The sequence below is a fragment of the Nonlabens sp. Asnod2-A12 genome (assembly GCF_045063745.1).
In the GTDB taxonomy this organism is placed as follows: Bacteria; Bacteroidota; Bacteroidia; order Flavobacteriales; family Flavobacteriaceae; genus Nonlabens; species Nonlabens xylanidelens.
In genome coordinates, this window is record NZ_JBEFOB010000003.1 from 24759 (window position 1) to 47633 (window position 22875).

Here is a 22875-nt window from a genome sequence, read left to right on the forward strand (position 1 = left end):
CTTATAAAAGGACTACAATACTTAATAGATCTATAGTTACCTTAAATTAACACAAGTCTATATGCTAATAGTAATTCATCTTAAATTATAATTTATTGATGATCAAGTTTTTAGTCATGATGTGATACTATTACTTAACATTTCTAGAGCCCAAATTAACTTTTAGTTAATGTTTACAAGATAAATTGATTCAAATAGAGTAAAAATTCGTAATATTTAGTTAAAATAGTTAGAACATACATCCATTTATTTTGCAGCTAATTAAATCAGTTAATAAAATTAGCATTATGAAAAAATTGTATGGATTCATCTTAATGGTGTTTTTCACTTATACCATTAGCTTTGCACAAAGTGGTAATATTCAAGGAGTAATATTTGACGATCAAGGTCTATTTGTACCATATGCGACGGTAACAATTCCTAATCTTAATAAGGCAACCACTACTGATGTAGATGGTAAGTTTACATTACTTTCTATACCAGAAGGAAGTCATGTATTAAAAATTATTTACTTAGGATATTCTGAGCAAGAAGCAAATGTAGAAGTAAAGAAAAGTGAAACTACAGAGATAAAAGTTAATTTATTACTAGAGGTTGAAGTCCTAGATGGTGTTATTATCACTGGCTTTAATAGCGGTCAAGCAAAGGCTTTAAACACTCAAAAAAACAAACAAAATATAACTAATATAGTTTCCACAGATCAAATAGGTAAATTTCCTGATGCAAATGTTGGTGATGCTATAAAACGTATTCCAGGTATTACGATGCAAGTGGATCAAGGTGAAGCTCGTAATATAATAGTTAGAGGTTTAGCTCCACAACTCAACTCTGTAACATTAAATGGTTCTAGAATACCATCTGCCGAAGGAGATAATAGAAATGTACAACTAGATTTGATACCTGCTGATATGATCCAATCTATTGAGGTGAACAAAGCGGTAACACCAGATATGGATGGAGATGCATTAGGTGGCTCTGTAAACTTAATAACGCGTTCAGCGCCAGAAGGATTTAGATTTTCTGCTACAGCTGGTTCTGGTATAAGTTTTATAACAGATAAAAGAATCATAAACGGTTCGTTTCTTTTAGGAGATAGATCAAAGAATGGAAAATTTGGATGGATGGTTTCTGCATCTATTAATGATAATGACTTTGGGTCTGATAATATTGAAGCAGAATGGACTGATGAATTTGAGTTTTTTGATGGTACTGATGTGGCAGAAGCAGATGTAAATCCATATACAAATGTTTTTGAAGAACGTACATATTTAGTACAACGTATAAGGCGTAGTTTTTCAGCAAATTTTGATTATAATTTCAATGCTAACAATTCTGTTTATCTAAAAACAATGTACAATTGGAGAGATGATCGCGAAAATAGATATCGATTAGAACATGAAATTCTAGATGGAGAGGATATTAATATTGGAGATTTCACTATAGATGCAAACGGAAATCCAACAAGTTTTCCTGTTGCTGTTTCTCGTCAAACTAAAGGAGGTATAGATAATGATAGGAATAAAAATAGAAGATTAGAAGATCAGCGTTTACAAAACTATACTTTAGGAGGTAATCACCTCATACATCGTCTTAAAATAAACTGGATGGCATCATATGCTAAAGCATCTGAAGAAAGGTTAAATGAACGATATGCAGAGTTTGAGTCTGAATATATTATTAACAATAGAATTTCAAATTCAGAATTTCCTTTATTTTCTTTGGTTAATCCTTTAGACGCTAATGATCTGTCTAATTTTGAATTTGCAGAAATCACTGAAGAAAATCAATATACAGAAGAGGAAGATGTTAATTTATTTTTAAACTTTGAATTACCTGCTGATTTTTTTAATGAAGGTGATGGATTTGTAAAGTTTGGTTTACGAGGACGTTTTAAAAATAAATTCAGAGACAATGATTTCTTTGAATTTGATTTAGAAGACGATTATCCTTTACTGTCTGGTGTTCCTAATCGTAATTTTTCAGACCCTGATTATCTGGCAGGTGGTGAATATCAAATAGGATTTTTTGCATCACCAGAATGGTTGGGACAATTAAACCTTGCAGATGGAGAACCTGTTTTTGATGAGTTTTTAAGAGCTAATTTTAATGTAGAAGAAAATGTATACGCAGGTTATTTAATGGCTAACCAAAAGTTATCTGATAAATTTAGTGTCCTAGCTGGTTTGCGTATTGAGAATACTGAAGTTACTGCAACAGGTAACCAAATAGCTGATGAAGAAAATTTAGAAGGTACTGTAATTGAAGAAAGTTCATACACTAATTTCCTTCCTAGTCTACATTTTAAATATGATTTAAATAACAGAACTGTTTTACGATTTGCATGGACAAATACGTTGGCACGTCCTAATTATCAAGACCTTGTACCATCTGTTGACGTTGTTAGTGCTGATGAAGAAATATTCTTAGGTAATCCAGAATTAGCCCCTACAACATCTATGGGGTTTGACCTTATGGGTGAGTACTATTTTAAAAGTGTAGGGATACTTTCGGGAGGTTTATTTTATAAAGACATTCAAGATTTTATTTATACCTCTCAATTTGAAGATGGCACTACAGGTTTTGATGTGTTTCAACCTCAAAATGGTGATGGAGCAACTATATTAGGTGCAGAATTTGCATTTCAACGTCAACTAGATTTTCTACCAGGATTTGCTAAAAATTTCAGTATCTATTTAAACTATACATATTTAACATCTAGTGCAGATGGTGTAATTAATGAAGATGGTGATGAACGTGCTGATCTAGATCTACCTGGAACTTCTCCTAATATGTTCAATAGCTCCATAGCTTATAATGATAAAAAGCTTAATATCAGACTTTCAGCAAATTATTCAGATGCATACATAGATGAAATAGGAGGTAGTACTTTTGAAGATCGTTACTATGACGAACAGTTCTTTTTAGACTTTAATGTAAGTTATACATTAACTCCAAAGCTACGAGTATACGCAGATTTAAATAATATAACAGATCAACCATTGCGTTTTTACCAAGGAATAAAAACCAGAACACAACAAGCAGAATATTACGGAAGACGTTTAACTTTAGGATTGAAATATGACTTATTTAAAAAGAAGTAATCTGGTTATTTCAACTGTATGTATCACAGTTTTATTGCTTACATCTTGCGGACATAAGCTCCCAGAAATTAAAGCAACTCTAGTAACAGAGCAAACTCCACATGACACAGATGATCCAGCTATTTGGGTCAATAATGAAAACCCAGAAAAAAGTATTGTTTTTGGAACAGATAAAGACGAAACTAATGGAGGTGTTTATGCTTTTGATTTAGATGGTAAATTAATGCCAGAAAAATCAATCACAGGGTTAAGTTATCCTAACAATGTAGATGTTGCATATGGTTTTAAAATTAACGATTCTACTAGAACAGATGTTTTAATGTTTACAGAGCGTGAAAAAAACCAAATTAGACTATTTTCTATCCCAGATATGAAAGCTCTTGATAATGGTGGTTTCCCAGTTTTTATTGAAGAAACTGAACTTATCAAGAGAAGACCTATGGGAATCGCTTTATATAAAAATCAAGTTTCTGATAAAATGTATGCCATAGTTAGTCGCAAAGTAGGTCCAGAACAAAACTATCTTGCTCAATACCAAATCGTATCAGATAGTACTGGTGTTACAGTTAATCTAGCAAGAAAATTTGGTAACTTTAATGGAAAAAAAGAGATCGAGGCTATAGCTGTAGATCAAGAGTTAGGTTATGTTTATTATTCAGATGAGATGCATTGTTTACATAAATATTATGCAGATCCAGAAAAAGGAAATGATGAATTAAGCTGTTTTGGTGCAGAGCATTTTGAAAGAGATATTGAAGGAATTGCGATTGTAAAAAGAGAAAACAATTCAGGATATTTAGTTGTTTCTAATCAGCAAGCACATAGCTTCTCTGTTTTTGACAGAGATTCTAACCTTTTTATAAAAGAGATAAACTTAGGCACCATAGAAACAGATGGTTGTGATGCTACAAGTATCCCACTAGGAACAAAATTCCCAAATGGATTATTTGTCTCCATGACAGATTCTAAAGAATTTCACTATCATGATTTAGATAGTCTAGGTTTAAAATAGATTAGCTTAGTTCAAAAGACACTACCCTATAAATGGGTGAGTTTTTACATTACCTAAACATAATAAACCACTATAGATTTAAAATCTATAGTGGTTTTATTTTTTAATAGTACTCACGAACTCAAAGACTATTCCTCAAACATATCTACCGTTACCAGTTTCATCTCTGATACAAATGCTTTCCATTCTTTATTTAAAAAGTTTTGAGCTTCTATATTGACTTCTTTTGCAAGCGTTTCTGCTTGTTGGTACAATTGCTTCTCTGTTGCTGTTTGTGCTCCCTGACGGCTTCTTATATAGCCAGACGCACTTCTCACACGATTTAAAACAGTAACCTCAGGATTGCGAGTGATTCCTTGACGCTTGTCAGGAGTACCGAAGTATTTATTCTGTAGTTTTTCTATTTGTTTTACTATAGAATCTGTAGTTTTTATTTGTTCTTTAAAAGCTTTTTTATCTTGAGATTTTAAAAGTTTTTTAAAGCTATCTGCTGTTTTTTTGTTTTTAGCCAGTTGACTAGTTACCTGCTCAATATCACTCATTAAAGTTTGTAATTGATCTTGTGCAGCGCGCATTTCTTTGCGATTAGCTAGTGTAAATTCATCAATACGTGGGTCTTCTTTTACCTCGATCATGGTCTCACTGGTTAGGTCTCCATAATGCAATACGGCTTTGTATGTACCAGGTAAAACGCTATTGCCACTTGGTTCTCTTTTAGAATCATTTACACCGCGAGATGGAGATTTTGCACCTTTTTCATCCAGTCTCCAGGACCAGTTATGGATGCCTTTTTCTTTAGGAACTTTACGATTTAGTGTTCTGATTAACTCTTCCCCTTTATAGATTTTTAAGAATAAAGAATCTGTTTTTGTAGTGTCAGATTTTGCCTTTAGATCTTTATCAAAGAAGTATTTGAACTGTCCTATAGGTCGGCTTCTGTTCTCTCCACGGAACATAGCATCTGCACCAAATCTACTACCTGTAGGTTGCTGGTAACGCGCAAAGTACGCTGTAGGAGGCTCGTATAGTGCTATAGATTGTGTTGGTCTCGCTTTCGCGAAAGCGGTAAAAGGAGCAAGGTCATCTAGAACCCATGCAGCTCTACCGAAGGTACCAATAATCAAATCGTCCTCACGTGGGTGAATTACTAGATCTTTTACAGAAACGGTAGGAAAACCGTTAGTGTATTTAGTCCAGTTATCACCAGCATCTATACTAACATAAAGCCCGTCATCAGTACCTAAAAAGAGTAGGTTGTTCTCTTCTGGATGCTCGATAATACAAAGTGCATAACTAATCACGTCGTCTTTATCCACGATGCGAGTCCAGCTTTTACCATAGTTAGTGGTGCGGTAAGCATAAGGCTCAAAGTTAAACCTGCGGTAATCGTTTGCAACGAGTAGGGCATGGCCTTTCTTAGTTTGAGAAGCTTTGATCTGTGTGATCCAGCTACCTTTAGGCAGGCCGCGTAAACCACTAGTTATATTATCCCAGCTATCGCCACCGTTTTTAGTAATGTGCACCAGTCCATCGTCAGACGCAGCATAAAGTACATCTTTTTCTACAGCGCTAGGCTCTATTACTAGTATGGTGGTGTGATTTTCTGCACCAGTGGCATCCATGGTTAAACCACCAGATTCTGATTGTTTTTGTTTTTCAGGATCGTTAGTGGTAAGGTCTGGAGATATTACCTGCCATGTAAGTCCTTTATCGGTAGATTTATGTACAAACTGACTACCAAAATACAGGGTAGAATTATCAAATGGATCGATATTAATAGCACTGTTCCAGTTGAAACGTAGTTTAACGCTAGCGTCTGGATGTGTAGGTTTTACACTATAGTTATTACCAGTTTGCCAGTCATATCGCTGTACAGAGCCTTGCTGGCTCATAGAATAACCATAACGGCTGTTATCAGGATCTGGAACGACATCAAATCCATCGCCAAAACTGATTTCTTGCCAGTAACTGTTTCTTATAGATTGTGCTCTCCACGAGTAAGCAGGACCGCGCCAGCTACCGTTATCTTGCATACCACCATAAACATTATAAGGAGTTTCCATATCTACATTAATATGGTAAAATTGTGCTACAGGTAGATTACCTATAAAACGCCATGTTTTACCACGGTCGCGAGTAATGTTTAAACCACCATCGTTACCGTCTATCATGAATTTACCATTCTTAGGGTGAATGTACCACGCGTGGTGATCTGGATGCACACCATTATCTACACCATAAGCTGGCATTAATTGGGTAAAACTCTTACCACCATCTTCTGAAACGTTGATGTATGTAAAAACAGAATACAAGCGGTTCTCGTTTTGAGAATCTACATAAATCTCAGAATAATAAAAAGGACGGTTACCTATGTCACTTTTATTGTTGATCATTTTCCACTTAAAACCACCATCGGTAGATTTGTACAATGCGTTTTTCTTTGCTTCTACTAGTGCATACACTACACTAGGATCGCTAGGAGCAATGGCAACACCTATTCTACCTAATTCACCTTTAGGAAGTCCTTCTTCACTAGTTATTTTTTTCCAGTTATCACCACCATCGTGGGTGATGTACATTCCAGAACCTTCTCCACCAGATTTAAAGAACCATGGATCACGTTTGTGTTCCCACATGGCAGCAATCAGTTTATTAGGATTTGTAGGATCCATAACAAGGTCTGCCGCACCAGACTTATCGTTAGTGTATAATATTTTTTTCCATGTCTTACCGCCATCTGTAGTTTTAAAAACACCACGTTCTGGATGCACGCCCCATGGAGAGCCTATTGCTGCTGCATATACGATATCTGGATTTGTAGGATCGATAATCACACGATGAATATTGCGTGTTTTTTCAAGTCCCATTAAAGTCCAGCTGTGACCGCCGTCTAGAGATTTATAAATACCAGCACCACCGTTTAAAGAATTACGTGGGTTACCTTCTCCAGTTCCTACCCATATAACGCTAGGGTTAGACTGTTGTACGGCAACTGCACCTACAGATGCTGTTGCTTCATTTTCAAAAATAGGTTTCCATGTGATACCGCCATTTTGCGAATTCCATAATCCACCACTGGCTGTACCTGCAAATATGTTTTCTGGATTTTCATGAACCACATCTATAGAGGTGACACGTCCAGACATACCGCCTGGGCCTATGTTTCTAGGTTCTAGATTTTTTACTAGATCTAAATCTAGTTTCTGGGCAAATGCTTGAATGGATAGTAAGCACAATGCGAGCAGTAAAATACGTTTCATATTGGTTTTTGTTGAGACCTTAAAGGTAAAACCTAAATATGGAACCTTGAAGAATTTAGGAGATTGTTAAGATTATCAAAATCTAAACCTGATCAAATAAATTAAATATACCAATCATTATTCCCGATGCTAGACCATTAACTCCCAAAACTAATCCTACGATAGAACTTATTCTTTCTAAGATAGTAAGCCCTTCTTTGATTCGTATTTTAAGAAACTGACTATTCGTAGGTTTACTGAATAAATTCTTAATTAATAATTGTGATTGATAAGACTTTACATCTGTTATATGTTCCATTTTTAAGGTATAGGTACCTGGTTGACTAATTTTAAAGCTCCAGTACTCAACACCATAAACTCCATTAGATCTAGTGACTACGTTTGGGAAACTTACTTTAAGCGGTATAGATTCATTAGTTTGAGAATGAAACAAATTTATAGTTGTGCTGCCTATTTTAATATGTCTGCAACCTATAAAGGATATTTTATAAAACCCTGCTGCGTTAAAAATAATATCATGAGCTTGAGTATCTAGCGCAAACTCTGCAATTTGTTTGCATCTATATGCTTTGATAAAAATTATAATCGAATAGTATAGCAGTAAAATGCTTATCAATCCTAATCCTAAAAAAAGTAGTTGTGTATTGCTCAATTAATCAGCTTTATAGTACGTGGATCTATCTGTAATCTCGCTTTCGCGAAAGCGGAATTACCATAGAACTATTTTGAGGGATTAAAAATCTTAGGTGGTTTAATCTCTTCTTTAGATAATAATAAGGTGATAGGTTTTCTGTTGGGACTCATACGAAGGAAATTCTCTTTACCATTCCTGAGTCGTCTTAAGTTTAAATTATCAGAATGCTCCTTATCTAAGGTATACAGCTTCCCATCTGGATATATTATAAGATTCACACCATTTACTGCAGGTCCGAAAGTGGAAATTCCTTTTCTTACGGCGTCCTTAATATCGTACACACAACCTTCAGGTATATACAGAGAACCGGCCTGTGCCATCCATACTAATTTTATAGAGTCATATTTATCTACCTTATCTTGTAATTGTTCACGACTTTGGTTTTCATTATAAAAGTCTTCGTAATCATTGGTATACAAATGAAAATCTAAAATTATCGTATCATTTCGTTTGATGGTTTGCCTAGTTAATTCAGTGAAGTATTGAGCATAAGAATTTCTTAATACGGTATCTATTTTTGTTTCTCTTTGATCTTCATGTATGACTTTAAATAGTTGTCCTTCATCAAGATTTAAATATTCTATTCTACTTATAGGTTTTGAAAACGTAGATAAATCTATTTTCTTCAGATTTTTATCTACCGTAACTAAACTGTCTGGGCTACTATCTTTTGTAACTCTCAGATACTTTTTGGTATTGATTACCGTATAATTCTGAATGAAATCTATAGGCTCAGTAAAGGTGTTTTCTTCAGAGATCCACAAAAAGGAAGGTGTCGCAATGTTAGAATTGAAATAAGTGAGCTGAAAAAAAAGTAAATCGTCATTATAAATTCCAGGTAGTTCAATTCCATTACCGTTAGGTGCAGACACGATAAGTGTATTGCCTAGATTTTTTTTAATGCTTTTAAATATTATCGAGTTTTGATAGGTATACCAGTGTTTTGAATACAATATTTCATCTCGTACTAAAGTCGCTTCTTCAATAGAAGGGTAATATAAAACGAGTAAAGGTGCTTCTGTATCAAAATTATTACCAGTGATTTGATTTATAGAGATGATTTCATCTTTGGCACTTGAGATTTTTACAGGTTTCCTTTTTAGAAACAGTTCATTAATCTCTTGATCATAGGAAGAAATAGCCATCAAAGTATCTCTTCCTTTTCTTTTTAATTTCCTGAACTCTTTTTTAGTAATTTCCACACCATTCTGATTAAGGTATAAATTCTGGCTAGTTGCTATTGCTGTTAACAATACTATGATGAGAAGTACTATTTTTTTCATGGCTATTTTAGAATTGAGGTTTTAAAATTAATGGACTTGGTTTATTTCTTAGCTTTTTCTTCTTGATGATCCATTATCTTATCCCATGCTTTTTTAGTAAGTATCAATAAAGTTTCTTCTTCTAGGTTTAAAATAGATACGTACTTTTTACTTACTACAATATGTTTATTTATACCAGTATAATCTTTGTAAAGTAACAGCGTGCATACATCTGTTACGTCTATAAAATCAGACACTACATGAGAATGAAAAGAAGATTCTACGTTTTCATTTTCTGTATAATCAAATGTCAAAATGCTCTTATGCAGTTTTTTACGATCCTTAATTTTGTTTCTCTTATTAAAAGTTATTTGGTAATCATTACCTATCAACATTTTAGGTTCATTGCTGCCAGAAATTACATATACTTTTTTCTTTCCTTCAAATATGATAGGTATTAAATTAGGATTTACCTTTTTATAGAAAGAATAGAATCCTTTTTTATTATCCATCATATCTTCAAATGCTGTTTTTCTCATTTCTAGTAAATCAGCTTCTAGATCGGTTATTTGTAAATTTTCAATATCGACAAATAGACGCTCTGGAGATGGAATACCTTTAAATAAATATCTAGCAAGAATTGAGTCCTTACCTTCTCCATAAAATACAGAGACGAGGTCATCATCTTTATTTACATAGGAAAAATAGCCTCTAATTAAGCTTTTCTTATCTGGAAAGGTAGCAAGAAAATGATCTGTAGCATGCCAAGATGCTTGCTCCATTACCAGTAATTCTTTGGCTTCTTTTAAAATAGCATCTGCTTTTTCTTGCAGATTTTGAGAAGAAACAGAAAGACAAATAAATAAAAAGGAAAGGCTAAGAAAATATTTCATGAATTTAAATTTAGAATAAATTGAGTTGGTATTCCGCTTTCGCGAAAGCGGGAAACCACAATTCACTAATTTAATTTAAATATATGAAAGATTATTTCCTCCACGGCGGATTTTTTCTATTCTCACCTGCGCGATACAATACCAAATGATTGCCATCTGGGTCGTATAAGTGCGCCTCTCTCCATAACCAGGACTGATCTATGGGATCATTTTTAAACACCACTCCTTGTGTTTTTAAATAGGTAACCTTTTTATCTAGGTCATCACATTCAAAAAAGATTTTAATACCATCGCCTTGCGGCACTTGATTTACCTGAGAAAGACTAAGTGTAGCATCTCCATGAGGTAGTTCTAACCTAGCGTAAGAGTCATGGGTATGAACTATCAAGTTTAAACCTAGTGATTCATAAAACGCAATGGATTTAGGAATGTCTAAAACAGGTACCGTGATTTGATTGAGGTTCATTAATTATTTGAAATTTCTTTCCACATCTCGTTACCAAAAGGTTTCAACTCATTACTACCCATAATCTCTTCATAAGTAGTAGTAGGGAAGGACTGTCTAGAAGCACGACCGTTTAACATAATGTCATCTAGACAACGTGCTAGAAGTGGTTCATTGATATCTCCTAAGATTCCTAAGTTTTCAAAATCTTCTCCTTGAGCGATGTCTGGCGCTAGACCGTCAAAATAATCTGTGTTTCCTACTGAGTTTAAGCTTTTAAGAATTAACGGTTGCATGGCATATCTGTGAGCAGGGTTTGCACCAGACCTTGCAAAGTTTGCACTATCGTATAAAGTAGTACTTGCTTGAAATTTACCAGCCGTATCATCTCCTACTTGAACCACGTTGATATAAGGATCTAAGGAGTTTATGACTAGTTCACTTGCACTAGCACTGTTACCGGTAGTAATAATATGAACCTGACTTAAGTTTAATGTGTTAAGTGTAGAGCCAGCACCAGTTTGATTTCTAAATAGATTGATCAATTGGTCTGGATTACTAGCTTGTAATTGTGCTTGTACATCTGGATTCCATTCTTCGGTAGAATATACGTCAGTTACTGGATTACCAGATATTAAACTACCTAGAATAATAGCACTGTTTACAGACCCACCACCATTATATCTCAAATCAAGAACTAGATGAGTAACACCTTGCGCTCTGAAGTCTGCAAAAACACCATTAAGCTCTTCGTCAAATTGAGACAAGAAACTGTTGTACATTAAATAACCTATTTTTTGAGTTCCTTGATCGATAACCTGACTTACTAGAATAGGGTTTTCTTGAATAACGGCTTTGGTTAAAGTAATCTCATTACCATTAGAAGTAGTTACTCCAGCGCTTAAAGTAGCAAGACCTATCGTGTAAGTGTCTTGAGCTAATAAGGTAGCTACGTTAGTTCTGCTTAAACGTATACCGTTAATGGAGTTAAAAATCATACCACGCTGTACGTTTTCTGCGGCAGCACTGGTATTAGGGTGTACATATCTTACATAACCATATACATCTGTGGCGCTACCTGTTTCTCCCACCAGGCCAAATTCCATACCGTTGTTAAGCGTGTTACCAGATAAGATATTTTCTAAAGCAACGTAGTCACTAAAGATGACACTAAAACGATCTGTTCTAGGTCTATCAAAAACTAGAGATTCAAAAAACGATTCTGGAGAATCAAATTGATCGTGAAAAGCTTCTAATTCTCCTTGGTTTGCAAAGCGATCATCAGCAAGAACATCAACGTCTGCTTTATAAAGGTAAAAAGCATTCATACCTCTATATATAAAATTATTGACCTCACTTTTACCTGCAAACACATCATCATTATCTTTGAAACAACTGGATAAAGTAGTGAATGCCACTAGAGCGAGTAATGTGTATTTAATAGACTTCTTCATGTTCTATGCTTTATTTGAATCAAAAATAGGGAAAAGGCGTCACAAAATAGTGTCAATATAATGATAGCTTATATTATTAGAACAGATAATAAGGTTTTGTATTTTATATGAAGCAGAAAAAAAAATAACATAACCTTGTAACAATTAAAAAGCAGTCTCGTCATGAGAGTATAACCAACCTAATGAACCAGAAAACATTTGTAAATACCTTTAGGGACGTACAGCAAAAAATGTACTTTCTTTCTAAACGTCTTCTTACCTCACATGAAGAGGCGGCAGACGCAGTGCAAGAAGTCATGGTGCGACTCTGGGAAAAGCGTTTTAAACTAGAAGAGGTTAAGAATAAAGAAGCCTATGCCATGCAAATGGTAAAGAATTATTCTCTAGACCGATTAAAAAGTAAACAAGCTAGTCATTTAAAAATAGTACATACTAACTATGATAATGAAGAACGCAACGTAGAAGAAGAACTAGAAAGAATAGGCAAAGTAAAACTGGTACAGAAAGTGATTAATGAACTACCAGAACAGTATAAAATGATTATCCAGTTAAGAGATATACAGCGATATGACTTTGAAGCGATAGAAAATATTATGGACATGAAGGCTACAGCAGTAAGAGTAGGGCTGAGCAGAGCAAGAAAAATGCTTAAGGAAAGAATAGAAGAACAATACAAAACAGAAATCGCATGAACGATTTATTAGAAAAATACTGGAACGGTGACACTACACTGGTAGAAGAGCAAAAACTTAGAACCTATTTCAGTTCTGAGAACGTATCTCCAGAGCATGAAGTGTACCGCAGCGTGTTCAACACTTTTGAGTTAGAACAAGTAATGGAAGAAGGAGATTTTGATGCTTTTGCAAAAGTGAAACAAAAACAATCTCAAGATAATAAATTCCAGAAAAAGACATGGAAAGGACTTGCTATAGCTGCTGGATTTGCTTTACTCATGACAGTAGGAGCAGGCTATTATAACAACCAGTCACAACCGCAACCTGACTTAGGAACTTATGAAACACCAGAAGAAGCTAGAGAAGCAGCATTAAACATGTTAGAACTAGTAAGTGCAAAATTCAATAAAGGCCGCAATAATATGGCACCTATAAATACACTAGATAATAAAACTGCTTCAGTTTTTAATCTTAAATAACAACAATAGAAATCTCAATCACAATTTAATAAAAGTCAACATGAAAAAAATAATCTTAACCCTAGTACTAGCAGTAATGGCAACACCATTATTTGCTCAAGATGCCTTTGAAAAAATGGGTAATCTTAAAAATATATCTGAAACAGTAGTTACTAAAGACGCCTTTGAACTCCTTGCCGAAATAGACATGGACATAGAAGATGACGGTATAAAAGCTGGTAAAGGTCTTCTAGACAGCCTTAAAGATGCACGTTTCTATTCTACTTCTAATGCAGACAGTGCAAAGAAAATGATAGCCATGGCAAATTCTTATATTTCTAGCAATGGACTTGTAAAATTAATGAGCGTTAAAGAAGATGATCAACTGTTCTCTTTTCACGTTAAGAAAGGCTCTAACTCTAAGAAGGTAAAAGTACTTGTAATGGTAATAGACGAGACTATGAATGCAGGTAATCCAGAGGCTCTAGTAATGAAAATTACAGGAGACATCGATCTAGCACAAATCTCTAAGATCACAAAAATGATCAATGTACCTGGACAGAAACAAATAGAAGACGCTACCAAAGAATAGTAGCGTCTTTTAAAAACCTATAACTAACCCCATTAAACACTAACTATGAACAAGATCATTTTAAAAGTCGTTTTTTTAAGTATCGCTATTATGGCCGCACTTACTTCATGCGATGCAGACCCAACATTACAAAGTTATATAGTAGACAGTGGTGATAAAGAAGGATTTATCAGTACTTCTATACCTAAAACTATTCTAGGAATCGATGATAATCAACTATCACCAGACTCTCAAAAAGCATTTAGATCCATTAAAAAAGTAAATGTTTTAATGTACCCTAAAACAGACGAGAACACAGCGACATTTGAAAAGGAAAGCAAACAGTTGAGCAACATTCTTGATAATGAAGATTATAAATTATTGATGACTCATAATGATAATGGAATGAAAGTGAAGTTTCTATATGAAGGTGATAAAGATTCTATCGATGAAATTATCGTTTTCGGTACTTCAGATCAAATGGGTATGGGCGTTGCTCGTATTCTAGGTGATAAAATGAATCTTTCTAGTGTAATGAAGATGATGAAAGAATTAGAAAAAGCAGATATAAATCCTGCAGGTATGAAAAGTATTCTAGGCGGTATGGGAATCGATACAGATCATAATGGAGATGTAAATGAAGACGCGGTAAAAGCAATACTAGAATCTAACGGTATAGATACCTCAGATTTAGATTTAGAAAACGAGTAAATAGTACTGGTACATAATTATAAAAATCTGCATCATCTCGATGCAGATTTTTTTATGTCCAGCTCCTTCATTTTATCATATAAAAATGAATCGCAAAGAGTTATATTTGCACGCTTTCGCGAAAGCGGAACAATAACAAATAACATTACACATGAAAGCTGGAATCGTAGGACTACCTAATGTAGGTAAATCAACTCTTTTTAACTGTTTATCAAATGCAAAAGCGCAAAGTGCAAACTTTCCTTTTTGTACTATAGAACCCAACGTAGGAGTGGTAAATGTACCAGATCCTCGTCTTAAAAAATTAGAAGAACTGGTTAATCCAGAACGCGTGATACCTGCTACTGTAGAGATAGTAGATATTGCAGGTCTTGTAAAAGGAGCAAGTAAAGGAGAAGGACTAGGGAACCAATTTCTTGGTAATATACGTGAGACAGACGCTATTATTCATGTATTGCGTTGTTTTGATAACGATAACATCGTACACGTAGATGGTAATGTAGATCCTATACGTGATAAAGAAACTATCGATATAGAACTGCAATTAAAAGATCTAGAAGCTGTAGATAAAAAGCTGGAAAAAGTAAAAAGAGCTGCTAGAACTGGTAATAAAGAAGCCATAAAGGAAGAAGAGACTTTACTAAAACTTAAGGATGCTCTAGAAGCAGGTACTTCTGTACGTGCGGTAGAATTAAGTGATGAGGTAAAAGAAGAGTTTGTAAAACCACTTCAATTAATTACAGATAAGCCTGTAATGTACCTTTGTAACGTAGATGACGAGTCTGCCGTATCAGGAAATAAATATGTAGATTTAGTAAGAGAAGCTGTAAAGGATGAAAATGCTGAGGTTCTTGTACTAGCTGTAGGAACAGAAGCTGATATTACAGAATTAGAAGACTATGAAGAGCGTAAAGAATTTCTTGCAGACATGGGGCTAGAAGAGCCAGGTAGCGCAAAATTAATACGTAGTGCTTATCAGTTATTGAATCAACAAACATACTTTACTGCTGGTGTTAAAGAAGTAAGAGCATGGACAGTCAATATAGGTTCTACAGCGCCACAAGCTGCTGGTGTGATCCATACTGACTTTGAAAAAGGATTTATACGTGCTGAGGTAATCAAGTACGATACTTATGCAGAATTCGGTTCTGAAGCAAAAGTAAAAGAAGCTGGTAAATTAAAAGTAGAAGGAAAAGAATATATCGTACAAGATGGTGATATCATGCACTTCTTGTTTAACGTGTAGAAGCGGCGCATCGCATGCGCTTTGCGTATGAGGCATGTTGATGAGGTTTTTCTCGCTCGCTTTGCTCGATTGATACTTCAAAAAAGCTCCTTTTTCAAATAGAAAAAGGAGCTTTTTTTTGTTTTCCCAAGGGTAGAATTAATTCTATCATTGGGAAAGTGAATCAACAATTATTGAATTTATTAATCAATCTCTTCCCATTCTCCTTTTCTGAAATACATGTTATTAAACTTAGGAGATTTAAATACCATCATGAAATTCCAGCTTTTTCTATATATCGTTGGATTGGTTGTTAAAATATGATGAGTAGGTTCTTCCATTCTAATTACTGGTCGAGCAGATTTAAAAGGTGCTCGAGTGTAAATTTTTCCTTTATATGTTTTGACAATATCTGAACCTTCAGTAACGTAGAAATATATGGAATCATTTTCTTTTATTTCAAATCTAAAATGATTGTACTGCCAGTCTGCTTGCTCTCCAGGAAAATAGTTGCGATCGATGGTATAAGTTCCATAGAAATCTTCTTTTTCTAGAACTATTTTTGCATTCAAGTGATGCACCCCAAGAGCTATTAAATATAAAACCAGAATGATACACCAAAATAACAATGGTAATTTGATATAATTATTATTCTTAGTAATAAGTCCAACAATAAAGAATGAAAAAGTAATTAAGAGTAGAAAAACAAGGAATAATGTTAGGAATAGCCAGCTCATAATTTATTTTTTTTTATCAATAAAAACCTTTTCTTAGAGAGCAAAGTTTAACAATAGAATCATAAAGAAGGTAATAAACTATCAAATAATTGATCAAATACATTCAATCTGAGCCCATCATCTAATCGTGCAAGCCAAGTTGCTGCTTCATTTGTTATCACATTTTTGTTGTTTCCCATGGGTAGAATTAATTCTACCCATGGGAAGTAAAAGAACAGATAAAAAGGTCAATATACCGCAGAGAAGATTTACTATATTCTTTCGTGATATGGGTTGTATTAAAAACCTCGCTATTTACAAGTATCTTAATTTTAGAACTTTAAAATCTAAATGTTCTTTAAACCGTATACTTCCTTTTCCTCAACCACATAAATACAAAACCAAAACCTGCGACAAGCAATAAAGGCATTACAACGTTGATGAATTGCCATTTAAACTTTTCATCTATTACCTTTTCAGTATTTAAAAATGGTACGTTTATGTTCTTGTTGCGCAATTTGATCAAGCCAGTATCATCTAGTAAATAGTTAATAGTATTCATTAAGAACTCTTTATTACCATACAGCTGTCCTGTTCTCATGTCATAACCTAGTTCTTGTGCTTGTCCACGATCTACTTGGTTTTTCATAATATCACCATCGGCTATAAGAACTATGGCTGCATCTTTTCCTTGATCTAGATTGCCTTTTAAATTGATAGGCTTAACGCGATTTTTATAAGCGCTAGTAAAAGAACCTTCGGCAAGAACGGCTAGTGGTAGGTTAGATCTATTATAGGTTTCTGGGTTTATTTCTTGTCCTATTTCGTTTAAAGAAACTACAGCAGGTAAAGTCATAACTTGTGTACGGTCAGACGTGCTTAATAGAATAGTCTTTTTAATTCCGTTTTTTAAAGTATCTATTGTTCCTGTGTATTCAAATTTTACGTCTTCTAGATTCTTGGTAATAAATTGTGCTGTAGCACTTGTATCTAGAGATGTTTTTGAAATAGGGTAGTAGGGCCATGCATAAGCTTCGTACTGTGTATTTCTACCCTGGCCAGAAGCTAGAGCAATAGGGCCGTGATTCATATCTTTTACCAGTCCATTATTAAGACGTAAGCCGTATTTAAAAAGCATATCGTCTAGATTTAGTTTTCTAGGTAAAGGATAGGCTTTTGCTTCTTCATTAGATAGACTATCATTCTCGATAACAATAGGATCTGCTGCCAGAAGTAATTTACCTCCTTGCATTAAATACTGATCTAGAATATATTTTTTAGTCTCACTAAAAGCTACAGTGGGTTTAGGATCTACGACCAGATCAAACTTGTTTAAAGACTCTAGAACCTGCTGTGGCTGTATAGAGTCACTAGTGGTTACAAACTCTATCCCAAAAGGCGCTGCACGATAATACTCCTGCACACCTTGTATAAAATCGCGAATTTTTAAATCGGATAACGTACCACTGTCCCTTAAAAACGCAACTGTTTTTGTTTTTTCTTGTGACGCTTTACGTAAACCGTCTGCAAATTGATATTCTAGTTGCTGTATGCTAGAATTAACACGTTCTTCCGTACTGGCACGAGCCACAGTTTTTAATAGCGGTACGGCAGTTGTTTTTCCATCATATAAAACCAGTGCATATGGAAATACAGTCACATTGGTGCTTTTACCACCTTCTTGTATGGTCGCAACAGCGCCTTTTACACCGCTTTTTGCGAGTTGTGCTGTAATTTGATCTGCCTCTTGTTGCGATGTGTTTTCAATAGGATTTATAAAATCATATTTAAGATTAGGATGTATTGACGCCATTTCTTCTAGAAACTGTCCAGTTTCAAGTTTCAGTTTGCGGAATTCTCCTGGCAGCTCACCATCTAGAAATACGTCTATTATTATAGGTTTATAAGCTTGTTCTAGAATTTTTTCAGTCTCTTTACTTACAGTATAACGACTGTCTTTAGTTAGGTCAAAACGTTTATAAATAGATCGTGATGCTACGTTCACAACGATTAACGCTATTAAGATCACGACAAAGCTGGTGTAGGTTTTTTTCATGATTAACGTTTTGAGAAGATTGATTTTAGTGAAATTTCGCTTAAAGCGAAAAACAAAACAGCAACACTAACAAAGTAAATCACGTCACGAGTATCGATAACACCTCTGGCCATACTCTCATAGTGATATTTAAGACCTAGAGAGGCCAGAAAATCACTGTCAGATAAATAACTAGACAGACCATCAAAACCAAAATAAAGAATAAAACAAAGTACCGCAGCGAGTAAAAATGCCACGATCTGGTTAGATGTAACGGTAGAGCTAAAGATACCTATAGCCGTGTAACTAGTCGCTAACAATACAGCACCTAGGTAACTACCTAATGTACTACCATAATCTAGATTATTAGTAATTTCTCCTAATTGTCCAACGCTTAACACGTAAATTAGGGTAGGAATCAATGCGATAATAATTAAAACTAAAGCAGCTAGATATTTACCACCTATAAGACCTCTAGTAGAAATAGGTCTGGTGGTAAGCATTTCTAAAGTTCCTAGATTGCGTTCTATGGTAAAACTGCGCATAGTAATGGCAGGAATTAAAAACATGAATAGCCAGGGAATAATTAGAAAGAAAGGAGCAAGGTCTGCAAATCCATAATCTAGCACGTTATACTCGCCTTTAAAAACAAATACAAAGAGACTAGTTATCAATAAAAATATAGCTATAACCAGATAACCAGTCAGACTAGAGAAAAATCCTGTGAGTTCTTTGAGGAAAATTGCTTTCATAAAAGGCTGTGAATTTTTACCACAGAGTTGGCTTGCGGTTTTTCATCAAACATAGCTTTAGTCTGTGGCCATACTTCTTCAAATAACGTACTTTTTCTATATTTATTTAAAGCCTCTTCATTTTCCCAATAACTATAGGTGTAAAAGCGCTGTGCATCATCCTTATCTTGATATAATTCTAGAAAACTACAACCAGGCTGATTTCTTATTTGTTCTTTATATGCGTCGAACATATTTTGAAACTTACCTACAGAGGTTTCTTTAAAATGCATGTTTACTATACGTACTATCATTCTTCTATAAAAGTTATAATCACAGGAGCATTAATTTGTAGACCGAATAAGGTACTAGCACTGCCCACCGTAAGCGGATTTGATTTATATGTAGCCAGTTCTAAATAACCAGCACTGTTAAAAATAACGAGACCTTTGCCATCTACATCTCGTTTCTTCTGTTCATCGTCAAAGTTAACGATATCACTATACTTTTTAAAGATCTTATTAAAACGCTCATTACGAGCAGATATCTCAAATTTGCGACCTTTTCCTACCTCATTAAAAATATCTTCGGTAATATTAGAAACAGAGTTTCCATAATTATCAATATAAATAACCTGACCATGGATCACGTTTTTATTATCAGAGATTTTAGGAGTAACACCAGATAGTGCTCTAATTCTAGAAATAGGTTTACCTATAACCTCAAGAGTACCGCCACGAGCTATGTGACACGCAGTACTTACAAAAGCGTTTAACGTCGTAAAATTAGAAGAGATGCGATCATGAATATTAATCTCTACTAGTTTTTCAGGATGTAGCTTATTCATAATTAATGCCAGCACACCGTTATCTGCACATATAAAATAATGGCCGTTAAGTAAAACGGCTATGTGTATATTTTCTACCGTATGCTCTGCATCAACACCTATAATATGTATCGTACCATCAGGAAAAGAATGGTAAGCATTTTTTATAATGTATGCAGCCTCAGCAATATTAAAAGGCGACACTTCATGAGAAATGTCTACTATGTTCACGTTTTCTATCTCTTTATAAATAGCACCTTTTACCGCACCCACATAAGGGTCTTTCCAGCCAAAATCGGTCGTAAGGGTTATTATAGGCATAAAGAATATAAATGTTGTTAATTAAATTATGGTTAAAAAATAGGCGAGATACCTATTTAACGATCGATTTTTTACTACTTTCAAGCTGTTTATCATCGATAAACAAAATTATAAAATTAAACACGTAATTACTTATATAATTTACTGCTTTTGAACGAACTTATCATTGACCTGTCAGAATCTAATCCAGGAGAATTTTTTGGAGTTAAAAACAAAAACCTTGCTTTCTTAAAATCTCATTTTCCAAAACTTAAAATAGTCGCTCGTGGTAGTACTATGAAGGTTTTTGGAGATGAGGAACAGTTAGAAGAATTTGATAAACGCATACAGATGCTACTTGCGCATTTTGCAAAGTATAATAAAATGGACGAGAACGTCATCGAGCGTCTTCTTACTACTGATAGCAATGATGCAGACCTAAGTAAGAACCATGACGACATCTTAGTACATGGTAATTCTGGTATGTTGATACGTCCCAAAACACCTAACCAGCGCAGGCTAGTAGCACTTGCAAAGAAAAACGATATGGTCTTTGCCGTAGGTCCAGCAGGAACCGGTAAAACCTATATAGGAGTGGCACTGGCAGTAAAAGCACTCAAAGAAAAACGTGTTAAACGTATCGTTATCACACGTCCAGCAGTAGAAGCAGGAGAGAATTTAGGGTTTTTACCTGGAGATCTTAAAGAAAAACTAGATCCATACATGCAGCCTATTTATGACGCATTGCGAGACATGATTCCTGCAGAGCGACTTGCTACGTATATAGAAAAAGGGACGATTCAAATTGCACCTCTTGCTTTCATGAGAGGTAGAACGCTAGATAATGCCTATGTGATTCTAGACGAATCTCAAAATACCACTCATGCCCAAATGAAAATGTTCTTAACTCGTATGGGTAAGGACGCAAAATTCTTCATTACCGGCGACCCAGGACAGATAGACTTACCTAGACGTGTAACTTCAGGACTTAAAGAAGCACTTCTTGTTCTCAAAGATATAAGCGGTATCGGTATGATGTACCTAGACGACAGCGATGTAGTACGTCACAGACTTGTTAGAAAAGTCGTTTCTGCCTACAAGAATATTGAGAATAGTAATTAATAGAATAGTAATTCCGCTTTCGCGAAAGCGGAACTATTAAAAACCCCATTGCTCATATCTAGTAGATAACTTGATTAAAAAAATAGAGATACGTACGCTAAAATCAAACTAATTGTAGAAATTTGCTTAAGACAAAATATCTAATCATGGCAACCAAAACAGCTGCAACCATTACCGATACTAATTTCGACTTTCCTAACCAGAAAAGTGTTTATAAAGGAAAAGTAAGAGAAGTTTACAATATTAATGACGAGTTGTTAGTAATGATAGCGAGTGATAGATTGAGCGCATTTGATGTAGTAATGCCTAAGGGAATACCTTTTAAAGGACAAATTTTAAATCAAATTGCTACTCAAATGATGGCAGCTACTGTAGATATAGTCCCTAACTGGTTAATTGCTACTCCAGATCCTAATGTAGCTATAGGACATCTTTGTGAGCCATTTAAAGTAGAAATGGTGATACGTGGTTATATGTCTGGTCATGCAGCTAGAGAATATAAAGCAGGTAAAAGATTGCTTTGTGGTGTAGCCATGCCAGAAGGTATGAAGGAGAACGATAAATTTCCTACACCTATCATCACACCAGCTACTAAGGCAGAGATGGGTGACCATGACGAAGATATTTCTAGAGAAGATATCATTTCTAAGAACATAGTCTCTCAAGCAGATTATGAAGTGCTAGAACAATATACTAAGGCTTTATTTGAACGCGGTACAGAACTAGCGGCACAAAGAGGTTTAATTCTTGTAGATACTAAATATGAATTTGGTAAAACTAAAGATGGTAAAATAGTCTTGATAGACGAGATTCACACACCAGATTCTTCAAGATATTTCTATGCAGACGGTTATCAAGAACGTCAGGAAAAAGGAGAAGCTCAAAAACAATTAAGTAAAGAATTTGTGCGTCAGTGGTTAATTTCTAACAACTTTCAAGGACTAGAAGGTCAGACAGTTCCAGAGATGAGCGATGAATATATAGAATCTGTAAGTGAGCGTTATATTGAACTTTACGAGAATATAACAGGACAGAGTTTTGAAAAAGCAAACACAACAGACATTATGACTCGCATAGAGACTAATGTAGTGGAGTGGATGAAAAACAATTAATATTACCTCTATACCCTTTTAACTTATCAGAATAACCTATTTTCCCTTCAGACGAAGGGAAAATAGGTTATTCTGCTTTGCTGAAAACCAAAAGGGTTTGATGCGATTTTTGAATCGATGATAAAATTGGTATTCTTTATAATTTCCATCACCGCAAACCCCTTATTTAATTCGCAAGCAAATTAAATTTCCCCCTTTACAAAAGGAGAAAGCTTTGGACTAAGGTTTTAAAAGCTTTTATTTTTTTGATGGTTATTTTTATCTGAAAGAGAA

Annotated in this window: 20 protein-coding genes; 9 read left to right on the forward strand and 11 right to left on the reverse strand. The window is 34.6% G+C overall.

Annotated features, from left to right (window positions below; translation table 11 throughout):
• The first annotated feature begins 287 nt into the window (after positions 1–287).
• Positions 288–3101, forward strand: a complete 2814-nt coding sequence (locus ACJJVJ_RS00185; RefSeq protein WP_405368122.1) for a TonB-dependent receptor — start codon at positions 288–290, stop codon at positions 3099–3101.
• Positions 3079–4113: a phytase gene (locus tag ACJJVJ_RS00190; protein WP_405368124.1), complete on the forward strand. Its 1035-nt coding sequence runs from the start codon at positions 3079–3081 to the stop codon at positions 4111–4113. The genes ACJJVJ_RS00185 and ACJJVJ_RS00190 overlap by 23 nt, the downstream gene beginning before the upstream one ends.
• Positions 4114–4241: 128 nt before the next feature.
• On the opposite strand, the gene ACJJVJ_RS00195 is transcribed toward ACJJVJ_RS00190, so the two are convergent.
• The 6 genes from ACJJVJ_RS00195 to ACJJVJ_RS00220 form a co-directional block, all read right to left on the reverse strand.
• On the reverse strand, positions 4242–7373 hold the full coding sequence (locus tag ACJJVJ_RS00195; protein WP_405368126.1) for a WD40/YVTN/BNR-like repeat-containing protein: 3132 nt from the start codon (positions 7371–7373) through the stop codon (positions 4242–4244).
• Positions 7374–7455: 82 nt separating this feature from the next.
• Entirely contained in the window at positions 7456–8025 is a 570-nt protein-coding gene (locus ACJJVJ_RS00200; protein ID WP_405368128.1) for a hypothetical protein, read from the reverse strand.
• Positions 8026–8093: 68 nt separating this feature from the next.
• Positions 8094–9350: a hypothetical protein gene (locus tag ACJJVJ_RS00205; protein WP_405368130.1), complete on the reverse strand. Its 1257-nt coding sequence runs from the start codon at positions 9348–9350 to the stop codon at positions 8094–8096.
• 41 nt (positions 9351–9391) lie between these two features.
• On the reverse strand, positions 9392–10222 hold the full coding sequence (locus tag ACJJVJ_RS00210; RefSeq protein ID WP_405368132.1) for a hypothetical protein: 831 nt from the start codon (positions 10220–10222) through the stop codon (positions 9392–9394).
• Between the two features lie 91 nt (positions 10223–10313).
• Complete coding sequence (locus ACJJVJ_RS00215; protein ID WP_405368134.1) at positions 10314–10688, reverse strand: VOC family protein; 375 nt, start codon at positions 10686–10688, stop codon at positions 10314–10316.
• On the reverse strand, positions 10688–12121 hold the full coding sequence (locus tag ACJJVJ_RS00220) for a S41 family peptidase (RefSeq protein WP_405368136.1): 1434 nt from the start codon (positions 12119–12121) through the stop codon (positions 10688–10690). Before ACJJVJ_RS00220 ends, ACJJVJ_RS00215 begins: the two co-directional genes overlap by 1 nt.
• Positions 12122–12303: 182 nt before the next feature.
• Between ACJJVJ_RS00220 and ACJJVJ_RS00225 the strand changes: the two genes are divergently transcribed.
• From ACJJVJ_RS00225 to ychF, 5 genes are all read left to right on the forward strand, one after another.
• On the forward strand, positions 12304–12813 hold the full coding sequence (locus ACJJVJ_RS00225; protein ID WP_405368140.1) for an RNA polymerase sigma factor: 510 nt from the start codon (positions 12304–12306) through the stop codon (positions 12811–12813).
• The gene (locus ACJJVJ_RS00230) at positions 12810–13274 is read left to right on the forward strand and encodes a hypothetical protein (RefSeq protein WP_104515856.1); all 465 of its coding nucleotides are present in this window, start codon (positions 12810–12812) and stop codon (positions 13272–13274) included. Before ACJJVJ_RS00225 ends, ACJJVJ_RS00230 begins: the two co-directional genes overlap by 4 nt.
• A gap of 40 nt (positions 13275–13314) precedes the next feature.
• Entirely contained in the window at positions 13315–13845 is a 531-nt protein-coding gene (locus ACJJVJ_RS00235; RefSeq protein WP_405368142.1) for a DUF4252 domain-containing protein, read from the forward strand.
• Between the two features lie 45 nt (positions 13846–13890).
• Positions 13891–14535 carry a DUF4252 domain-containing protein gene (locus ACJJVJ_RS00240; RefSeq protein ID WP_405368144.1) on the forward strand — a complete coding sequence of 215 codons (645 nt, stop codon included), beginning with the start codon at positions 13891–13893 and terminating at the stop codon, positions 14533–14535.
• A gap of 151 nt (positions 14536–14686) precedes the next feature.
• Positions 14687–15781, forward strand: coding sequence for a redox-regulated ATPase YchF (gene ychF, locus ACJJVJ_RS00245; RefSeq protein ID WP_104515859.1), 1095 nt, complete (start codon positions 14687–14689; stop codon positions 15779–15781).
• Between the two features lie 182 nt (positions 15782–15963).
• Here ychF and ACJJVJ_RS00250 read toward each other — a convergent pair whose 3' ends face one another.
• The 5 genes from ACJJVJ_RS00250 to ACJJVJ_RS00270 all read right to left on the reverse strand — a co-directional run bounded on the left by ACJJVJ_RS00250 (position 15964) and on the right by ACJJVJ_RS00270 (position 20389).
• Positions 15964–16497 (reverse strand): hypothetical protein, encoded by a 534-nt coding sequence (locus ACJJVJ_RS00250; protein ID WP_405368146.1) that lies wholly within the window; start codon positions 16495–16497, stop codon positions 15964–15966.
• Between the two features lie 337 nt (positions 16498–16834).
• A complete protein-coding gene (gene gldG, locus ACJJVJ_RS00255) occupies positions 16835–18532 on the reverse strand; it encodes a gliding motility-associated ABC transporter substrate-binding protein GldG (RefSeq protein ID WP_405368147.1) in 1698 nt (565 codons plus the stop codon).
• Positions 18533–18534: 2 nt separating this feature from the next.
• Positions 18535–19263 carry a gliding motility-associated ABC transporter permease subunit GldF gene (gene gldF, locus ACJJVJ_RS00260; RefSeq protein ID WP_405368148.1) on the reverse strand — a complete coding sequence of 243 codons (729 nt, stop codon included), beginning with the start codon at positions 19261–19263 and terminating at the stop codon, positions 18535–18537.
• Complete coding sequence (locus tag ACJJVJ_RS00265; protein WP_104515863.1) at positions 19260–19556, reverse strand: putative quinol monooxygenase; 297 nt, start codon at positions 19554–19556, stop codon at positions 19260–19262. Before ACJJVJ_RS00265 ends, gldF begins: the two co-directional genes overlap by 4 nt.
• Positions 19553–20389 carry an S-adenosyl-l-methionine hydroxide adenosyltransferase family protein gene (locus ACJJVJ_RS00270; RefSeq protein ID WP_405368149.1) on the reverse strand — a complete coding sequence of 279 codons (837 nt, stop codon included), beginning with the start codon at positions 20387–20389 and terminating at the stop codon, positions 19553–19555. Before ACJJVJ_RS00270 ends, ACJJVJ_RS00265 begins: the two co-directional genes overlap by 4 nt.
• Positions 20390–20539: 150 nt before the next feature.
• Here ACJJVJ_RS00270 and ACJJVJ_RS00275 point away from each other — a divergent pair, with 150 nt between their 5' ends.
• Both ACJJVJ_RS00275 and ACJJVJ_RS00280 read left to right on the forward strand, forming a co-directional pair.
• The gene (locus ACJJVJ_RS00275) at positions 20540–21490 is read left to right on the forward strand and encodes a PhoH family protein (RefSeq protein ID WP_348114943.1); all 951 of its coding nucleotides are present in this window, start codon (positions 20540–20542) and stop codon (positions 21488–21490) included.
• A gap of 146 nt (positions 21491–21636) precedes the next feature.
• Entirely contained in the window at positions 21637–22602 is a 966-nt protein-coding gene (locus ACJJVJ_RS00280) for a phosphoribosylaminoimidazolesuccinocarboxamide synthase (RefSeq protein WP_405368151.1), read from the forward strand.
• Positions 22603–22875: the final 273 nt, after the last annotated feature.

Excerpts from the sequence above, each read along its gene's own strand:
- ACJJVJ_RS00265 (WP_104515863.1), bottom strand. The coding sequence starts at position 19,556 with ATGATAGTACGTATAGTAAACATGCATTTTAAAGAAACCTCTGTAGGT.
- gldG (WP_405368147.1), bottom strand. The coding sequence starts at position 18,532 with ATGAAAAAAACCTACACCAGCTTTGTCGTGATCTTAATAGCGTTAATC.
- ACJJVJ_RS00205 (WP_405368130.1), bottom strand. The coding sequence starts at position 9,350 with ATGAAAAAAATAGTACTTCTCATCATAGTATTGTTAACAGCAATAGCA.
- ychF (WP_104515859.1), top strand. The coding sequence starts at position 14,687 with ATGAAAGCTGGAATCGTAGGACTACCTAATGTAGGTAAATCAACTCTT.
- ACJJVJ_RS00190 (WP_405368124.1), top strand. The coding sequence starts at position 3,079 with ATGACTTATTTAAAAAGAAGTAATCTGGTTATTTCAACTGTATGTATC.
- ACJJVJ_RS00215 (WP_405368134.1), bottom strand. The coding sequence starts at position 10,688 with ATGAACCTCAATCAAATCACGGTACCTGTTTTAGACATTCCTAAATCC.
- ACJJVJ_RS00235 (WP_405368142.1), top strand. The coding sequence starts at position 13,315 with ATGAAAAAAATAATCTTAACCCTAGTACTAGCAGTAATGGCAACACCA.
- ACJJVJ_RS00270 (WP_405368149.1), bottom strand. The coding sequence starts at position 20,389 with ATGCCTATAATAACCCTTACGACCGATTTTGGCTGGAAAGACCCTTAT.
- ACJJVJ_RS00210 (WP_405368132.1), bottom strand. The coding sequence starts at position 10,222 with ATGAAATATTTTCTTAGCCTTTCCTTTTTATTTATTTGTCTTTCTGTT.
- ACJJVJ_RS00220 (WP_405368136.1), bottom strand. The coding sequence starts at position 12,121 with ATGAAGAAGTCTATTAAATACACATTACTCGCTCTAGTGGCATTCACT.
- ACJJVJ_RS00280 (WP_405368151.1), top strand. The coding sequence starts at position 21,637 with ATGGCAACCAAAACAGCTGCAACCATTACCGATACTAATTTCGACTTT.
- gldF (WP_405368148.1), bottom strand. The coding sequence starts at position 19,263 with ATGAAAGCAATTTTCCTCAAAGAACTCACAGGATTTTTCTCTAGTCTG.
- ACJJVJ_RS00195 (WP_405368126.1), bottom strand. The coding sequence starts at position 7,373 with ATGAAACGTATTTTACTGCTCGCATTGTGCTTACTATCCATTCAAGCA.
- ACJJVJ_RS00225 (WP_405368140.1), top strand. The coding sequence starts at position 12,304 with ATGAACCAGAAAACATTTGTAAATACCTTTAGGGACGTACAGCAAAAA.
- ACJJVJ_RS00230 (WP_104515856.1), top strand. The coding sequence starts at position 12,810 with ATGAACGATTTATTAGAAAAATACTGGAACGGTGACACTACACTGGTA.
- ACJJVJ_RS00185 (WP_405368122.1), top strand. The coding sequence starts at position 288 with ATGAAAAAATTGTATGGATTCATCTTAATGGTGTTTTTCACTTATACC.
- ACJJVJ_RS00250 (WP_405368146.1), bottom strand. The coding sequence starts at position 16,497 with ATGAGCTGGCTATTCCTAACATTATTCCTTGTTTTTCTACTCTTAATT.
- ACJJVJ_RS00240 (WP_405368144.1), top strand. The coding sequence starts at position 13,891 with ATGAACAAGATCATTTTAAAAGTCGTTTTTTTAAGTATCGCTATTATG.